22 protein-coding genes are annotated in these 17,744 nt (G+C 38.0%); all 22 read left to right on the forward strand.

All coding sequences use genetic code 11. The features are described from left to right. The first annotated feature begins 132 nt into the window (after positions 1-132). The gene (locus tag ACIQ1H_RS05210; protein ID WP_402887043.1) at positions 133-603 is read left to right on the forward strand and encodes a GNAT family N-acetyltransferase; all 471 of its coding nucleotides are present in this window, start codon (positions 133-135) and stop codon (positions 601-603) included. A 137-nt stretch (positions 604-740) separates the two neighbouring features. Then, complete coding sequence (locus ACIQ1H_RS05215) at positions 741-1,331, forward strand: DUF4352 domain-containing protein (protein WP_402887045.1); 591 nt, start codon at positions 741-743, stop codon at positions 1,329-1,331. A 135-nt stretch (positions 1,332-1,466) separates the two neighbouring features. Then, on the forward strand, positions 1,467-2,132 hold the full coding sequence (locus tag ACIQ1H_RS05220; protein WP_402887047.1) for a DUF4355 domain-containing protein: 666 nt from the start codon (positions 1,467-1,469) through the stop codon (positions 2,130-2,132). A 29-nt stretch (positions 2,133-2,161) separates the two neighbouring features. Then, positions 2,162-3,028, forward strand: coding sequence for a phage major capsid protein (locus ACIQ1H_RS05225; protein WP_402887048.1), 867 nt, complete (start codon positions 2,162-2,164; stop codon positions 3,026-3,028). Positions 3,029-3,042: 14 nt separating this feature from the next. Then, positions 3,043-3,195, forward strand: coding sequence for a DUF7302 family protein (locus ACIQ1H_RS05230; protein ID WP_402887050.1), 153 nt, complete (start codon positions 3,043-3,045; stop codon positions 3,193-3,195). A gap of 9 nt (positions 3,196-3,204) precedes the next feature. Beyond that, a complete protein-coding gene (locus ACIQ1H_RS05235) occupies positions 3,205-3,531 on the forward strand; it encodes a head-tail connector protein (RefSeq protein WP_402887052.1) in 327 nt (108 codons plus the stop codon). Further along, entirely contained in the window at positions 3,518-3,841 is a 324-nt protein-coding gene (locus tag ACIQ1H_RS05240) for a phage head closure protein (RefSeq protein WP_402887053.1), read from the forward strand. The genes ACIQ1H_RS05235 and ACIQ1H_RS05240 overlap by 14 nt, the downstream gene beginning before the upstream one ends. Beyond that, positions 3,841-4,266, forward strand: a complete 426-nt coding sequence (locus ACIQ1H_RS05245; RefSeq protein WP_402887055.1) for an HK97-gp10 family putative phage morphogenesis protein — start codon at positions 3,841-3,843, stop codon at positions 4,264-4,266. The genes ACIQ1H_RS05240 and ACIQ1H_RS05245 overlap by 1 nt, the downstream gene beginning before the upstream one ends. Continuing rightward, complete coding sequence (locus tag ACIQ1H_RS05250; RefSeq protein ID WP_402887056.1) at positions 4,263-4,706, forward strand: DUF3168 domain-containing protein; 444 nt, start codon at positions 4,263-4,265, stop codon at positions 4,704-4,706. The genes ACIQ1H_RS05245 and ACIQ1H_RS05250 overlap by 4 nt, the downstream gene beginning before the upstream one ends. A 45-nt stretch (positions 4,707-4,751) precedes the next feature. After that, on the forward strand, positions 4,752-5,531 hold the full coding sequence (locus ACIQ1H_RS05255; RefSeq protein WP_402887058.1) for a phage major tail protein, TP901-1 family: 780 nt from the start codon (positions 4,752-4,754) through the stop codon (positions 5,529-5,531). A 62-nt stretch (positions 5,532-5,593) separates the two neighbouring features. Continuing rightward, the gene (locus tag ACIQ1H_RS05260; RefSeq protein ID WP_402887060.1) at positions 5,594-6,070 is read left to right on the forward strand and encodes a tail assembly chaperone; all 477 of its coding nucleotides are present in this window, start codon (positions 5,594-5,596) and stop codon (positions 6,068-6,070) included. A gap of 62 nt (positions 6,071-6,132) precedes the next feature. Continuing rightward, a complete protein-coding gene (locus ACIQ1H_RS05265; RefSeq protein WP_402887062.1) occupies positions 6,133-6,414 on the forward strand; it encodes a hypothetical protein in 282 nt (93 codons plus the stop codon). A 5-nt stretch (positions 6,415-6,419) separates the two neighbouring features. Continuing rightward, positions 6,420-8,240: a phage tail protein gene (locus tag ACIQ1H_RS05270; RefSeq protein WP_402887063.1), complete on the forward strand. Its 1,821-nt coding sequence runs from the start codon at positions 6,420-6,422 to the stop codon at positions 8,238-8,240. A gap of 601 nt (positions 8,241-8,841) precedes the next feature. After that, on the forward strand, positions 8,842-9,465 hold the full coding sequence (locus ACIQ1H_RS05275; protein WP_402887064.1) for an IS607 family transposase: 624 nt from the start codon (positions 8,842-8,844) through the stop codon (positions 9,463-9,465). Next, positions 9,437-10,606 carry an RNA-guided endonuclease InsQ/TnpB family protein gene (locus ACIQ1H_RS05280; RefSeq protein WP_402887065.1) on the forward strand — a complete coding sequence of 390 codons (1,170 nt, stop codon included), beginning with the start codon at positions 9,437-9,439 and terminating at the stop codon, positions 10,604-10,606. Before ACIQ1H_RS05275 ends, ACIQ1H_RS05280 begins: the two co-directional genes overlap by 29 nt. Before the next feature lie 219 nt (positions 10,607-10,825). After that, complete coding sequence (locus ACIQ1H_RS05285; RefSeq protein WP_402887067.1) at positions 10,826-12,145, forward strand: phage tail protein; 1,320 nt, start codon at positions 10,826-10,828, stop codon at positions 12,143-12,145. A gap of 3 nt (positions 12,146-12,148) precedes the next feature. Next, on the forward strand, positions 12,149-13,057 hold the full coding sequence (locus tag ACIQ1H_RS05290) for a phage tail domain-containing protein (RefSeq protein WP_402887068.1): 909 nt from the start codon (positions 12,149-12,151) through the stop codon (positions 13,055-13,057). A 15-nt stretch (positions 13,058-13,072) separates the two neighbouring features. Next, positions 13,073-14,815, forward strand: coding sequence for a hypothetical protein (locus tag ACIQ1H_RS05295; protein WP_402887069.1), 1,743 nt, complete (start codon positions 13,073-13,075; stop codon positions 14,813-14,815). Between the two features lie 11 nt (positions 14,816-14,826). Then, on the forward strand, positions 14,827-15,141 hold the full coding sequence (locus ACIQ1H_RS05300; protein WP_402887070.1) for a hypothetical protein: 315 nt from the start codon (positions 14,827-14,829) through the stop codon (positions 15,139-15,141). Further along, entirely contained in the window at positions 15,141-15,314 is a 174-nt protein-coding gene (locus ACIQ1H_RS05305; protein ID WP_402887071.1) for a hypothetical protein, read from the forward strand. The genes ACIQ1H_RS05300 and ACIQ1H_RS05305 overlap by 1 nt, the downstream gene beginning before the upstream one ends. A gap of 191 nt (positions 15,315-15,505) precedes the next feature. Then, positions 15,506-15,907, forward strand: a complete 402-nt coding sequence (locus tag ACIQ1H_RS05310; RefSeq protein ID WP_402887072.1) for a hypothetical protein — start codon at positions 15,506-15,508, stop codon at positions 15,905-15,907. Positions 15,908-15,998: 91 nt separating this feature from the next. After that, positions 15,999-17,738 carry a phage tail protein gene (locus ACIQ1H_RS05315; protein ID WP_402887074.1) on the forward strand — a complete coding sequence of 580 codons (1,740 nt, stop codon included), beginning with the start codon at positions 15,999-16,001 and terminating at the stop codon, positions 17,736-17,738. Positions 17,739-17,744: the final 6 nt, after the last annotated feature.

Here is a 17,744-nt window from a genome sequence, read left to right on the forward strand (position 1 = left end):
GTAATAGGGTCTTTAGTTCAACAAGGATTTTTAAAGTATACAAATTAAATCTAACATTATGTTTTTGGTAATTTATATTAATATTAATTAGTATATGAAAACAAATTTTTAACTAAAGGCGGTATATATTTTATGGGAGTTTCATTATGTAAAGCAAACTTAGATGATTCAGTGACGATACATGAAATGCAAGTTAAAGCATTTCTGCCATTATTAGAAAAATACCAAGATTATGATACAAACCCTGCCAACGAATCCTTAGAAAGAATTATCGCACGGATTAATCAAAAAACAACAGATTACTATTTAATCAAATACTTTGAAGATACAATTGGAGGCATTAGAATTGTAAAGTTGGGCAATAATTCTTTTCGTGTCAGTCCTATATTCATATTGCCAGAATATCAAGGAAAAGGAATAGCTCAAAAAGTCTTTGAGAAAATAGAACTGATATACCATGATGCAAAATTATGGGAGTTGGATACCATAATGCAAGAAGAAGGACTTTGTTACCTGTATGAAAAGTTAGGTTATAAAAAAACAGGTGAAATAAAGAAAATAAACGATAATATAACAATAGTGTTTTATGAAAAATCCTATTAATTTAGTCAAACACTCTCATTTGAGGGTGTTTTTCTATTAAAAAAATTCAATTTTTTCAGCTGAGAATATTGTCGAATCTTCCCTGATTATTTATATTTATATTGAGATGAATTTTTTATAAAGGGAGGAATTTTTTTATGAAAAAGGCATTTAAGTTTGGTTGTGGTGGTATTGTAGCTTTAATTCTTTTAATAGTCATTGTCACTTCTTTGGGTGGCGAAGATACCAATGAATCGGCGGATAAAGAAAAAGCTCCTGTTACGTCTTCAACTAGTAATGAAGATAGTGAGGAAAAATCTGAATCGAGTGCTAAAGAAAATGGACATGTTGGAATTGGTGAAGAGCTTATTGTAGGTAAAGTTGCTTTTAAAGTAAATTCAATTGAAGAAGTGAATGAAATTAGTGCATCTGATGGGTTTATGAAGTATGAGCCCGATGCAGCAGGGGCAGTGTTTTTAACTGTGAATGTGACTGTTCGTAATGATGGAACAGAAATGATTAACACTGATTCAAGTTTCTTTAAATTAATTTCTAGTAATGGAGCTGAATATTCACCTTCAACAATAATCATAGCAGATGATAAATACTTTACATATGAAGGAATCAATCCCGGGCTTGCTTTAACTGGTAATGTAGTGTTTGAAGTTCCACCAGGATTAACGGGCCTTGATTTACAAGTCCAGACCGGATTCTGGGGTACTGAAACAGGCATAATAAAACTAAATTAAGAGTATAAAAAAGTCACTCATTGAGTGGCTTTTTGTTTTGTCTTTCTTCTCGCAGACGCTATAAAGAACGAGAAAAAATACTATCGAACAGTTTAGGGATTCAACAGAATAACTAAATTGGGCAAGGAGGACATCATGAAGAACAATCCATTTTATTTAAAAACCTATCTACCTTTAACTATTCAAATGTTTGCTGATGGTGGTGGGGAAGGAAATCCTTCAGGGGATCATCCACCACAAGGAAATGGTGGAAACGGACAAGGGGCTACATTGACACTTGAAACGGTTCAAGCATTTCTAAAAGACAATGATGAGGGGAAGAAATGGTTGCAGTCATTTGCTGATACACGTGTAACGGAAGCGATTAAAACGTATGAAACGAAAACTCTTCCAAAGAAACTAGAAGAGGAAATTGTAAAGCGTTATCCACCGGAAACGGAGGAAGCAAAACAATTGCGTGAGTTAAAGGCGCAATTTGAGCAATCACAAAAAGAAGCTGCACGTGAAAAGTTAATTAATCAGGCGTTATCTATTGCAACTGAAAAGCGTTTACCAAGTAAGTTAGTAGAGTACTTTGTCGGTGAAGATGCTGAAAAGACAAAGGCTAATTTAGGAGTACTTGAAGTGGAATTTAACGCAGCTGTTCAGGCAGAAGTGGATAAACGCTTCAAAGACGGTGGAACACCACCACCACAAAAAGGAGGGAATCCAACAACACTAACCAAAGAGGCTGTAATGAACATGACAACGGATGAAATCAATGCGAATTGGGATGAAATCGTGAAAAATAATTTACTATAACTGTTTATTTGTAAGGAGGAAATTTCGAAATGACGATTAAAAACTTTATTCCAACAATTTGGTCAGCTCGACTTTTGCACAATTTACAAAAGTCATTAGTATTCGGACAAGCTAGTGTCATCAACCGTGATTATGAAGGTGAAATCAAGGCTTACGGTGACACAGTAAAAATCAATGGTATTGGTGCTGTATCCGTAGGGGATTATACTCGAAACAAAGATATGAAGGATCCAGAGGAACTGACAGACCACACGCGTAATTTAGTGATTGACCAATCAAAGTTCTTCAACTTCCAAATTGATGATTTAGATAAAATTCAACAAAATCCTAAATTAATGGATCATGCAATGCGTGAAGCGGCTTATGCCTTATCGAATGTCGCAGATCAATTTATAGCATCACACTACGTTCATGCTGCAAACACAATCGGTAAAGACACGGATCCGATTAAAGTAACGAAAGAAAATGCTTATGAGTACCTTGTGGACCTTTCAACGAAATTGGATGAATCCAACATTCCGACACAGGGTCGATTTGCTGTTTTGCCACCTTGGTATGAAGGGCTTTTATTAAAAGATGATCGCTTTGTCGGTTCAGGTGCATTACCAGCTGATGAACGTTTGATTAACGGTGTTGTAGGTCGTGCAGCCGGTTTCTTACTTATGAAATCCAATAATGCGCCATTTATCGATACAGGTTTTCAAGGAGTCGTCGCAAACTCAAAAATTATTGCCGGACATAATATGGCATGGACGTATGCTGAACAAGCGTCACAAGTCGAAGGTTATCGTATGGAGAAACGGTTTGCGGATGCGGTAAAGGGCCTTCATTTATCAGGATGTAAAGTGGTGCGCCCAGAAGCTTTAGCGGTACTTTCAGCTAGACGACCAGCGTAAGGAGGGGTTTAAAAATGTTCGTAAAAAACGTAAATACGGGTATCACATGGGCGGTCACTGAAGAACACGGTGCTCGCCTTTTGCGTTCAGGTGAATTTGAGGAAATACAAGCAGAGAAGCCTAAACGTACCATTACTAAAAAAGCAGAAGCAGAAACTGAAAAGTAGGTGGTCAATATGTGGCAACCAACTCAAGAAGAAATCGAGCAGCTTAAACAGTTAAATGGCGATACGGGTGCTAAGCATGATGCGTTTTATTGTGCAATGGCACCTATTTTATTTGAATTAGCGATAGACCATTGTAATGGTACGTGGTGTCCTAAAACGATGCCTCAAGGTGTGCAACTGTTCATTGCCAAGGCTATACAATTCAATATGCAAACAACAGGGTTAAAAGGACGTGTTATGGGGACAGTCTCCTATTCTTATGACACAGAGTTTCCAAAAGCCATTTGGACCTATTTACGGCCATATAAGAAGGTGAAGTTTCATGCATTACGATGAATTTCCTCATACAGTCGAAGTCGTTGAGAAGCAACGCATTTCTGATGGTGCGGGAGGATATAAAACGGAGTGGATGCCGGTTGATACTATTGAAGCGTTTGTTGATACACCAACAAGCAAAGAGCAGTATTACGCGCAACAACTAAGTAATAGTTTAGATAGGTACATGTACTACCCATATCGCACAGATTTATCATCAGCCATGCGATTACGCTTTGAAGGTGAAATATACGAGTTTGCAGGACGTCCTGAAGATCAAGGTGGCCAACACGAAATCATGCGTGTGGCTTTAAAGTTGGTGTTGTCATAATGGCTAGAATTACTTTCAGTGGACGGAATTTATTAAGAGCCGCGCAACGTTTTGAAGAAGGTATTTTAGAGAAAGTATCAGACATTGTTTTTGAAACAGCGAGGCTTATTCAGACAGAGGCTAAGGCACTTGCGCCAGTCGATGATGGTAGCTTGCGTGACTCCATCGAAATGAAGAAGCTAGGGAAGTATAATGCCGTTGTTACTGTTGGGGCTGACCACAAAATATGGGTGGAATACGGTACTGGCGTACATGCAGAGGGGCCAGGAGGCAGTCGTGCAAAGAAAATCCCATGGACTTATTACAGTCTAAAACTAGGTCGTTATGTGACATCTGAGGGAATGAAAGCTCAACCATTCTGGGGGCCAGCAGTTGATGCTGGACAAGCGTATTTTAAAACAGAAATGAGGCGTTTAGGCTTATGACCAATTATTATGCGCTGCCTTATTTCGAGTTGCAGCAAGCTATCTACCAAAAGTTGATTGCTTGTGAAGCTCTGACAACTATCACTCGAAAAAGTGAAGAGGATTTAGGTGTGTACGATGCTGTCGATGAAAATACGCCTTATCCCTATGTGACGATTGCAGAGCCTTATTCATCGCCTTTTGACACGAAAACGAGCAATATCGAAACGATAACTTTTACGATTCATGCTTGGTGGATGGATAACGATGCGTACAGTGGAAAACGGAAGGTGTATGAGATGCTATCAGCTTCTCAACAAGCGCTACTGGCTCAAAATTACAAGCTTCCGAGAGCTAGGGTGCTAAGTGTCAAAAGACGTGACTCCCGTGTTTTTGATGACAATAGCCCCGGCGTAAAGCATGGCGTCTTAGTGGTGCAATATAAAGTGCAGAATATTTAACAGTCCTTTATGGGGCTGTTTTTCTTTTAGGAGGGGAAATTACACATGCAAAACGGTAAGGATACAGTTTTAATTGTCCAGCTTGCTACAAATGCGTTAGGTGAGGATGGGTACCTCATCGGGCATCTAACTGAAAATAGTCACTCAATCGAAAATGAATTAGTTGATGAACAGACGAAGTTTGGACGGATTCTCGCTTACGGACAATCGAGTGAATCCTTCGAAGTTATGATGTTTGGTGACAAAACAGATCCAGGACAAAAGGCAATTGTAGATGCCATTCGTCAAAAGGTACAGCTAAAAGTTTGGCAAGTTGATTTAAATACAGTCAAAAATGATGCGAATGAAGATGTTCATGATGCTATTTTTGCATACACATTAGTTGAATCAGTAGAGATATCGAATCCAGGCGACAGTTTCCAAGAAATCTCCTGCACGTTACAGGTCATCGGTGAATCCAAACCAGGACAATTACCGAAGTTTCCTGATTCCGTTATAGCATTTGCAAGGAGTGCATTTGAAAAACCTGGTGAGAAAACAGGTGAATTTGGGAAAGCGACAGAAAAAGCAGTACCTGTTACGAGTGTAAAAGTTACACCTGCAACAGCATCGATCGCTGTGAATGCTACTAAACAATTAAGCGTGGTTATCGCTCCTAACAATGCCACAAACAAAAAGGTGACATATAAGTCGAGTGATACTTCGGTGGCGAAAGTATCGCCTACAGGCCTTGTAACAGGACTTTCAGCAGGGACTTCTACGATTACAGTCACTACAGAAAGTGGAGCTAAAACAGCAACCGTTGCAGTAACAGTTACAGCTTAATGAAAAGGGCGCAATATGCGCTCTTTTCTTTTTGACTTGTTTAAATAGGAGGATTAAATCATATGGCAACATTAACAATTGGCAAGCATCAATATGAAGCAAAATTCGGATTCGCATTTAAAAACTTAGCAGATAAAAACTACAATCAAACGGATAAAGAAGGTAATGAGGTAGGCGGATTTAGTGCCATTTATACAGGTTTATTGCAATTTGATTTGGATGCTTTAAAAGCGTTTTGGGATTGTGGATTAGCGCATTTAGGAACAAAAGGGCGTCCATCAATTGCTGATATTGAGGCGGCGTTAGAAGCAAGAATTGAAGAAGATGGAGATACAACAAAGTTATTTAAAGAAGCATTTCGAGAGATTAATGACTCGGGTTTTTTCAAAAAAGATGCGAAGACGTTTTGGAAGAACTTAGAGCTATTCAAAACGATGGGCAAAAACGAGAAAGAGCAAGTGGAGAATGCCAAGGGCGTGCAAATCATGCTCGACGCGAAAACGGAGTTATTGGAAGAGGAAACAGAGTTGACGGACTAGAATGGCTCGAAGTCCTATCAAATGCTGCTGAATACTTAGGTGTTTATGATGTCGATTTAATTATGTCATGGACACCAAACGAGTACAAAGCGCTTTTAATAGGCGCACAAATGAAAATGGTGAGTGACTATGAAAATTTAGCGATTCAAGCCATGTATATTCGCAAGGCTGAAAATGAAAAACGTTTAAGGTTAACGGACTTATTTGATGCCGAAAAAGCTAGAAAGAGAATTCTTGAAGGCGATAAAGACTGGAAGCAATCGAAGAAAATAGACACGTCACTTTACAAGAAAGCACAGGCAGATATGAAGGCATGGGTTGAAAAACTAAACAGGAAAGGGTAATGCACATGAACGAGAATTTTACAGCTCGAATCGGTGCACGTATTACGCAGTTTATGGCACGTATGCGTCAAGTTCAAAACACAATACGCACAACGGCAAATGATGTGCGTGTAGATATTGGAGCGGATATTAGTCAGTTCCGTCGTCGCATGGCTGAAATTCGAGCGCGCATTGCAGCTTTAATTCGTGAACGAGTCGTTATTAAAATTGAAGCACGAATAGAAGCGTTTCAAAATAAAATCAATCGAATAGCCACGAATATTCGGGCTTTTGGTGAGTTAATACAGCATACGGTAAAGGGTTCACTAATGGCCGTCTTTCCTGCGATATCTCCTATACTAGCGAATATAGCGGGGGGTATTGCAAATTTAGGACCGATGATTGGTACGGTCGCGGGCTCTACATTTGCATTAGCCGGTGCCTTTGCAGCAGCCGGTGCCGCAGCGGTTGGATTTGGCGCAGTAGCAATTCCAACAATCAAAGAGTTATTTAATGAAACGGGTCCACCATTCACTGCTTTACAAAAGAAAGCGTGGAACTCATTTGAAAGTGTAAAGAAAACATATCGGTCACTTGTGAAAGAGACAGAAACGCCAGTCTTGCAAGCTTTTACAAACGCCATGCAAGCAACAGATGCCATATTGAATAAGTTACGCCCTCTATTTATCTCAAGTGCACAAGCAGTGGCAAACCTAATGGCCCAACTCAATACGGCTATCGATACGCCACCTATCCAAAAGTTTTTAGAATATCTGAATACTAGTGGTGCTTCAATGTTGGAGACGTTTGGTCGCTCGTTTGGAAATGTATTTAAAGGGTTGTTATCGATGCTGACAGCTTTTGCGCCATTAAGTATTAGTACAGCAAACGGTTTCGAAGCAATGACAGCTCGTTTTGCCGAGTGGGCGAATGGATTAAGTGGCAGTGCAAAATTTCAAGCGTTTATAGACTACGTAAATACTAATATGCCAAAGATTCGCGCTATCTTCCGTGATGCAATCGCTGGCGTTGTGTATTTCTTTAGTGCATTTTCCGACTCTTCATCTAGTATGATGGACGGGCTTGTATCGATGATGGCTCGTTTTAAAGAATGGTCTGCCACACTTAGTCAAAATCAAGGCTTCCAACAATTTATTGATTACGTACATCAATCAGCACCTAGTGTTATGAACCTAATCGGGAACTTAACGACTTTCCTTGTGAACTTAGGTATTGGCATGGCGCCTCTGGGTGCAACCATTATCGAGCTAGCCAATAAGTTTTTAACTTTTGCGAATAGCTTGATGGAAAATAACCGATCCATAGGAGTCATCGTAGCCGGGCTTATTTCGTTTGGTGGTGTTTTACTTGCCATCGTACCAAATATTATTGCATTCAAAGAGTTATTCGCAGGATTAGGCCCAGCAATATTTGGCGGTATTGGGAAAGCGCTGAAATCCGTAACAGGGTTATTGACAAACTTTAGCGGAACAATGGCATCGTTGGGTGCTAAAGTGATGTCCTTCGCTACAAACTTTGGGAAAGCATTCGGTCTGATTTCAAGTCCAGTCGGTTTAGTTGTCATCGCAATCGTCGGTTTCATCGCCATTTTAGTACGTCTATATCAAACGAATGAAACGTTTCGTACACAGGTTCAAACGGTTTGGGAAGCAATTAAAACCGGGATTTCGGTTGCCGTAACAGCTGTTAAAGATTTAGTGTTGTCAGTCTGGTCACAGATCACAACATTCTGGGCAGAAAACCAAGAAAGTATTAAGGCGACTGCTTCGGCTGTATGGAATGTCATCGAAAATGTTGTGACGTCTGTGATGTCAGTCATTGGGTAACAAAACAGTTACAAAGAATCTATTAAAATGTACAAAAATTTAGTTTGAATATAGATTTTTAACTGGCTACCCTGCGTATCGTGAGAACGGTGCGTACTCGGTGTTAATTGCTTTGAACCCCTAAAGCCTTATGACCAAAGCGGAACTGGAAACGGTAAACGTCATGGTGCGAAAGCAGAAAAAATAATAAGGATGGCATATGCTGAAATAAAATCTCTTAGTGTCTATCTATGGGTTAGCGTGACGGATAGAAAACGGAGTGCTACGTGCTAATACAATGGGTGTTTAGCAGGGAAAGCCCTACGTTTATTCATCGTTAAGTTGAATAAATAAGGGAAACCTTCAACGACTATCTCCTTGAGGGAGAGTAAAGCCGCAAGCGAATGGCGGAAGAAAAATACCGCATCTCTTTTATAGAGATGAAGAAATAGTCTGCGCTCATGTGAAAGTATGAGAGGTCTACTTGTGAAAGAAAGACTGCATAAAGTGTTGCGCCTTTATGTGAACAAGAAAAACCTATCTAAATCTAATAAATTTGTATTAAACAAATAACACCTCGTGCGATATATAATAGTGGATTATATTTTTTGAGGTGATGTACATGGAATTAATGTCCATTGGTAAATTTGCAAAACGAGTAGGTGTTAGTACCTCTACCCTTCGTAAAATGGATCGTGAGAATGTTTTGAAACCTTGTCATGTATCAGAAGGTGGTACAAGATACTACTCAACCGAACTATTAAGAGAGTTTCAAAAAGCTGAGAATGATAAAAAACTTGTCATTGGCTACTGTCGTGTGAGTACACCAAGTCAAAAAGACGATTTAACTACACAAGTTGAAAACCTGAAAACATATATGTTAGCAAAAGGCTATCAGTTCGAGATTATTCAAGATATTGGCAGCGGAATCAACTATAAGAAAAAAGGTTTGAAACAATTAATTGACAAGATTAATAATCGTGATATTTCAAAAGTCGTTGTACTGTACAAAGACCGTTTAGTGCGGTTTGGCTTTGAAATGATTGAATATTTATGTGAAATAAATGGTGTAGAAATCGAAGTGATTGACCATACAGAAAAAACGAAGGAAGAAGAACTAACCGAGGATTTCATTCAAATCATTACGGTATTCGCAAATCGTCTGTATGGCGCACGTTCTAAAAAGACAAAGCGTTTGATTGACGAGGTGAAAAACAATGTATATAGCGACAAGGATCAAACTTAATCCTACTAAAGAACAAGAATGTTTATTTTGGAAATCTGCTGGAACTGCTAGGTGGGCTTACAACTTCTATCTTGCTGAAAGCGAACGTCATTATGCTGAATATCTTAACGGTAAACACGAAAAGAAAACCATTAAAGAAAGTGACGTTAGAAAATATATAAGCAATGTATTGAAAAAGACTACCCATCAATGGTTAAAAGAAGTTGGAAGCAATGTAATGAAACAAGCAGTAAAGGACGCTGATAAAGCTAGAAAACGTTGGTTTGACGGTGTATCAGGCAAGCCGAAATTCAAAAGTAAGCGAAAAAGTAAAGTTAGTTTTTATGTAAATTATGAAAGTCTGAAGCGCACAAAAGAAGGTTTTCGAGGTGAAAAAATAGGGGTTGTCAAAACATACCAACCTCTACCTAAACTACCTAAAGGTGAGATCTATTCAAACCCTAGGATCTCATATGATGGGCGAAATTGGTTTTTATCTGTTGGGTATGAAATTGAATATGAAAAAATAGAATTAACAGATGAGAGCTTAGGAATTGATGTTGGCATCAAGGAATTGGCTGTTTGTTCTGATGGTTCATTCAAAAAGAACATTAACAAAACGAAAGAAGTTAGACGATTAGAACGAAAATTGAAACGAGAACAAAAGAAGTTGTCTCGTAAAATTCAAGCTAATATTGTTGCACATACGAAAAATAGAAAACCTATCTATAAAACACCTTTAAAAAACATGAAAAACATTCAAAAACAAAACGATAAGATTCGAATGATTTATAAAAGACTAACTAATATCAGAAGGAATCACCTTCATCAAACTTCAAATGAGATTGTGAAAACCAAGCCATCTCGTATTGTTATGGAAACTTTGAATATCAAAGGAATGATGAAGAATAAGCATGTATCGAAAGCAATTACGAAACAGTGCCTATATGAGTTTAAAAGACAGATTCAATATAAATGTGAGAAGTATGGAATTGAATTTGTTGAAGCTGATAAATGGTATCCTTCTTCAAAATTATGTTCTTGTTGTGGAAGTATTAAAAAAGACTTGAAACTATCTGACAGAGTGTTCAAATGTCCATGTGGTCATGAAATGGACAGGGATTTGAACGCTGCTCACAATTTAGCAAATTACCAAATCTAGTGTATTTCTCATAAAAGAAAACCTAGATATGTACGCAACGATACTGCGGAATTGAAGCCTGTGGAGAGTCATATCAAATCGGAGTAGCTTCGGCAAAACGAGGCTCGTTGAAACAGGAAGGTACAAGACGAAATTCGTAAGATATAAGTCGTACCATAGTAAAAATTGTTTAAATACAAATTTTAATTGGTTTAGATATATTTTTCGTATCGGACAATCATGCAAACGATATGGCCCGTCGTAAAAGCGCTCATTGTCTCTACATGGGAAGCGATTAAAAATGTCATCCAAGGCGCAATCAATGTCATTTTGGGAATCGTAAAAACGTTTAGTTCACTATTTAGAGGTGACTGGAAGGGTGTCTGGGATGGTATTAAACAAATCCTCAGCGGTGTATTACAAGCCGTTTGGGGTGCAATTAATCTTTACTTTGTAGGAAAATTACTCGGTCCATTAAAAGCATTTGGTTCCACTGCCAAAACGCTTATAAAGGGCATTTGGACAACGATTAAAGGCATTTTCACCAATACTTTAAATGCGATAAAAAGTACGGTTTCAACAATCTTTAACGGACTGAAAAATACAATTAAAACGATTTGGAATGGTATTAAATCGTTTTTCAATACGGTATTAAAAGGCATACAATCTATTTTTACGAGTATTTGGCGCAGTATCGCTTCGTTCCTAGATAATTTTTTCACAAGTTTAGTCGGCACAATCCGTTCTATTTGGAATGGTATAAAGAGCTTTATTTCAAGTGTCTTAAAAGCTATTGCAAACATTATTAAAAGTATTTGGAACGGTATTAAAACAACCATTAATACCATTCTCAAGGGCATAAAAAGGACTATTGAAACGATTTGGAATGGCTTTAAAACAATCGTATCAACGGCGATGAAAAACGTTAAAACGGCTGTTGTGAATGGATGGAATGCGGCGAAGTCTTTCTTACAAAATATTAGTCTAGTGAAAATTGGGGAATTTATCGTATCAGGATTAGTGAAAGGGATAAGTAATTGGTTTGGTAAAGTGAAAGATAAAGTGATGGAACTTGCACAACTGTTACCTTCGTGGTTACGAAATAAATTAGGTATTCACTCTCCATCCCGTGTCATGATGGCAGTCGGTAAATGGATTCCATCGGGACTTGCCAAAGGCATTAGAGGCAATACCAAAGTTGTCACGAAAGCTGTTGCAGTGTTGGCTGCAAATGCAGTTCCTGATATTAGTTCAAGTCTATCTGCTACAAAAGCGGAAATAAAGCTTGCTGCATCACAATTAGCCGAAGCAGCTAGAGCAGATTTACGTATTATAACGGATGGGCTATCTGTGAAAAGTGCCATTAGCAGTGCGCAAAACACAAATATTACAAGCGAATCTGTACTTGATTTATCGATGCTTGAAAAAGTCGTTCAGCTTCTTGGAATTATCGCTGACAAAGACCTGTCTCTTGAATTAGATGGTCATATTTTAACGAATTATGTAGATGAGCGAACTGCTAGAAAAGTAGATTTAAAACGTTCTATGAGAGGGGTGTAAAGGATGGATGCGAAGTTAGTAAAAGTGAATGGAGAAGAGATAATGTTGTCTCAAGAACGGTTTGTGACACAGGACATAATCGTTTCTCCTATCGAGATTAAGCGTGATGTAGCCGATGTTGAAAGACGAGCAGGAGCTATTAACGAATTAGTTAAACACGGTACACGTAGAATACATCTATATCTGATGTTTAGCGCAAAAGACCATTCGGATTTTGAAACACTTGAAAATAGAGCGTTCGATTTATTCACTAATTTAGAGCCGTATTATTTATATAAAGCTATAGCAACAAAGCAATCCACTATGTACGAGTTCGAGCTACCAGGGAAGAAGTGGGGGAGAGAGCTTGATTTTACCCCTAGTGAGGTTGCTTTTTTACATGGAAAAAGATACTTCGTTATCAATAGCGATATGTCTGAGGTTGCACAAAAAGGGCTCACCGGTCAATTTACGGTAGAGTTAGAGACTTATAAGCTTCCATACGCAGAAAGCGCTGCAACTTTAAAAGAATTAAAGCTGTGGGACATAAATAAGTGGCAATGGAATCAGGGCTTAATGTGGGACGAGGATTTACAGTACAAGTTTATGGCCAATCATTTCACAGTAAAGAACCTTGGTAATGTCAAAATTGACCCGCGTGAGAGTGAATTGAAAATAACAATTAAGGCAACAGCATCGAGCTATTTAGAATTTAAGAATAATACCACTAGCGAAGTCTTTAGGTTTAATGGCGCTTTAACAGATACTGATACAGTAGTTTTGAATGGCATTCACACTTATAAAAACGGTGCGAATGCCATTTTGAATACGAATAAAAAGTTATTGACGCTTGCACCCGGAGATAATGTTTTTTCGGTGTCCGGTGGGACTGTTCAATCAATCGAATTTGATTTTAGATTCTTGTACAAATAGAAAGGGTGTGAGGATTTGAAATTAGAACTTCATGATACAGAAAATCCCATTAGTAATGCAGAACGCTTGAAGATTAATGAGAACTGGCAACGAATTATATCGGGTTTTAGCTATCTACAACGTCAAATCAAAGTATTGGCTGGCGGAGCAGATGTAGATGAGCTGTTACAACGATTAAATGATGCTGTAGAAAATGCAAATAAAGCTGTACAACAAGCGATTAATGCGAACAAAAAAGTGACTCAAGAAGCAGTGGAAGCAAATAACGCAGCATTGCAAAAGGCTTTGAATACAGTCTCGCAAACGCTTGAAGGGGTGAAAAAGACGATTGCGGATGCAAAAACAGCTACTACAGAAGCCAATGCAGCGAAACAAGGAGCTTTAGATGCAACAGCCCAAACGCAAACAGCGCTTAGTTCCATGCAGACACTTCTTACTAACATGAGTCCACGTGGGATTTGGAATGAGACAACACAGTATTATAAAAATAATATGGCATTGTTTAAAGGCTCTACATTTATCGCACTACAGGATAACTTAGGACAAGCACCTCCTACACTTCCTACGCAATCAAATGCATATTGGTCACTGTTTGCTGAAAAAGGCGCAAAGGGTGATAAAGGAGAAAAAGGTGATAAAGGTGCTGACGGTAAAGATGGTACAGGGATAACGATAATCAGTAGTCTAACAAGTGAAAAAGAATTACCATCAACAGGCTCACCTGGAGATGCCTATATGATTAATGGTGACCTATATGTTTGGCAAGTAAATACGAAAATATGGAGAAATGTTGGTCCAATTCAAGGTCCGCATGGGAAATCAGCATACGATTTAGCTGTAGAAAATGGCTTTAATGGAACAATGAAAGAATGGATTGACTCTTTAAAAGGAATACAAGGCCCTCAAGGACCAGTAGGACCACCGGGACCACCAGGAGAAACACCGGATATATCAAATTTCAATCAGCAGATGAATACCCTGCAAACAAACGTTAATGAGCATATAGAAAATTCTGTTTTGCATGCACATTTTGTACGTGCAAAACAAGACGATAACTCAACATATAATTTAACTATTCCAGGTATTTCAGCATATGTACCTGGGATACGTATTCTTCTTGAACCAACAGAAACTAATAAGGACGGGAAAGTAACATTCAATATAAATGGTCTTGGTCCTAAAGCCGTAAGCTTTCAAAATCGATACGATGAAGGGCAGGATCCTGTTATTTATATTCAGAATGCTGAGACATTACAATCGTACAAAGTTTATGAATTTGTCTATAATGGCAGGGATTTTAATGTTATAGGTATACCGTTTATAACGGATAATCCAGAATTTGCATTGTTTGATAAAATGCCTGTATCAGCAAGGGCTGTACGTGGATTAAATGAATTAAAGGCGAACAAGAAGCTACCTAACAGCATCCAATGTACTCTCGAAGCTGGTTGGAGTCATCAAGGGAATGCTCCATTAACCTATTTCAAAGACGATTTTGGCATTGTGCATGTTCAAGGGCAAATCCTTAAAACAGGAAGCCCAACACATAATGTATGTACCGTATTACCAGTTGGATTTAGACCACGTAGTGATGTGGATAGACCGCAGCAAGTAGTTGCCGTAGGGTACAAGCATAATCATAGAGCGGTGACTGTTCCACCAATAGTAACGACAATTACAATAGAACGCTCTGGTTTTATCTATTGTGATAGCCAATTGGACAAGATTGTAATGGCATTTTCATTTAGGACAGATTAGGGGGAGTCCTTGTGCATAAGCAAATTTATAAAGTGAATAATGGTGGGTTTATTGAGGAAGTATTTTTAGGAGAGTTTGATGAGAATGGTCAGTTGATTGATCCAATTGGTGAGTACGTCACGACAGATTTACCACAGCCTTTACTGTTCTATCAGCCAAAATGGGATGACACTCAATGGGTTGAAGGTGCAACAGAAGAAGAGCTAGTGAAGCATAAAGAACAACAATTACTGGACAATTTAAAGCCTTCAGTTGAAGAAATAACAGATGCTGATTTAGAAATAAAGATTCTTACCATTTTATTAGAAATGGAGGTAATTATGTAATGGAGAAACATTTAGAAGGATTGACTCTCCTGCAAAAACGTTTGGTGAAAGCCTATGCTACGAGCATTATGGGAGAGGTACGTACGGTTAAAGATGTGAAACCGGAAGCGTTACAACGGTATGTAGAGTTAGAAATTGCGGAACGGGAAATTACAGCTCTTACAAATGAATAAATTCTTCTCGCTAGTAATATATAACTAAAGGGGATATAAGTTTAACGAACTACTGTTGATGGATCGCCGTATGCGATGAAAGTCGCCTGTACGGTGAAGGCTCGTTATAAAACTGTGATATATAGAATGTATAAGACGAGAATAGTATAAGTCATATTTCGGAAATTTTCTTCACTGAGTTTCAGATTGGTATGGAACAAAAGGATGTTGCCAGAAAGGTAGCACAATTAGGTTTTAAGGTATTCGATGAATCGGTTGAGGGACAATTTGAACACTATGTATATTTCAAAGATAATATTGAATTTTTGAGTTTTTCATTTCCTATTGGAAGTACTTTAAGCGCAAAATTTGTCCAATTTCAAGAATTTGTAGATAGTGAAACGAGTATAGAACAAGTCTTAGAGAATCACAGAAAGAAATATTTAAAAATGGTAGGTATAGTTTTTGAAGAGGAGAAAGGAGGAATGTTTAATGAGCATCAAGGATCCTATATTTATGATAACGAAAGTTACTTTGGGAGGGTTGATGTATATGATTATATAGAAAAAGAGGGAGTTTACAGTATATCTTATATGCTTACAAAAATTAAATAATAATATTATAAAGTGTCCTCTTTTGAGGATGCTTTTCTTTTGCTTGAAATGATATAAGCTTATGAAAATTCATGTTTGTTGGTGATAAATTATGCTAATCGTTACAAACTTTGCAGGTAATCAGACAGAGCCATTTTTCACAACATCTGCACCAGTATTTGAGCAAGATACGCAAGGTAATCTAACGCTTGAATTTACAGTCAATAAATCAAATAACGAGGCTGGATTTAATCTACTTCAAGAAGAGTCGATTGTTACGGTAGCTAATTATGATTTTAGAGTAAAGCAAATTATTGATGATAAACCAGGACGAAAAACCATCCTTGCCATTTCAACATTTTTTGATTTAGCCTATCAGTTTAAAGATAAAACCTTTGGTGGCACTCATTCTAGTCAGGAGTTTGTAACTTACTTGCTTTCTGGTACAGGTTGGAGAGCGACCTTAGACTTCATGGAAACTGCAACCATCTATAAATTTGGTTCAAAAAACATCATCCAGTGTGTGAATCAAATCTGTGATGCATTCAATTGTGAATTTGAAATATTACCGAATAATCGAGTGCTTTTTAGTAAATCACTTGGTCCAGATAATGGTGCACAGTATCGCTACGGTCATAACATTAAAGCTTTGAGCCGAAAGATTGATACAACCCATCTACGAACAAAAATTACGGCCACAGGGAAAGAAGATTTAACCGTGACTTACACTTCTCCAAATCACACAATTTGGGGTATTCGTATTGCTGATCCAATTAGTGACGAGCGCTTTACCAATGCAGATAACCTGTTGAAAAAGGCTCAGGATTCACTTATTGATTATCCAGAAGTATCGTTTGAGCTCGATACAATTGAATTATTAGATAAACAGTTAGGTGAGAAGGTATGGCTGATTTACGAGCCGATTGAGGGATTAGAGTTACAGACACGAGTACTTAAACGCATTTGTATAGTAGACGAAGTTACTGATGAGTTAAAAACGATTGCTGTCACACTAGGCAACGCATTACCTCGCACTATGTCAGATAACGAGGTGGATACGGAAGAGGTTATTGCAGAGACAAAAGAAGAGCTAAGTGAAGTAATTGAGGAAAATAAAAAGGAATATAAGTCGGCCATCACACAAACTGATAGCCGAATTACCTTTGAAGTAGAAAAACTCAATAAATCGATTGCATCTATTGATGTGAAAGCCGACCAGATTAGTCTATCAGTGAGTAATCGCATTACAAATGAAGTGGCTGCTATTAATGTTCGTGCTAATCAAATACAGTCAACGGTAAGTGCTCAAAACGTTTCCATTGGCAATTTAAATAACCGTATAGGGAGCGCTGAGAGTAGTATTACACAGCAATCTTGGCAAATCAGTCAAAAGGTAAGTACTACAGATTACAATGGCAATACCATTGCATCTTTAATTAATCAAACATCCACCACAATTAATATTCAAGCTTCAAAAATTAATCTTGTCGGGGCAGTCAGGGTTCTTTCAGACATAAGTGGTAATTTGGGGACAATTCATGCAGGTAACATTCGTATTAAAGAAGATATTCACATGGGAAATAGACTCTACTTTAGTGATATGACTTCTGTGGGGGGCGCTAATGGGACGATTCAATTAAGTGCTTGGAATGACATAGTATATAGCGGTTCGCGTCACTCATTTAATGGAACAGTTGATTTTAGTGGAGCGAGAGTAGTTGGCCTTGGCGGTGGAGGAAATTATGTAAATACTAACACGCTTGGACTTGAAATCACACAAAGTACAAATAATTCTAGGACGATTGTTTTCAAACGATATGGCCGCGATATTGGTACGATTACATTAAGATAAGGAGAT

Origin of the sequence: Lysinibacillus sp. NPDC097279, from assembly GCF_044761745.1 — a bacterium.
Classification (GTDB): domain Bacteria; phylum Bacillota; class Bacilli; order Bacillales_A; family Planococcaceae; genus Lysinibacillus.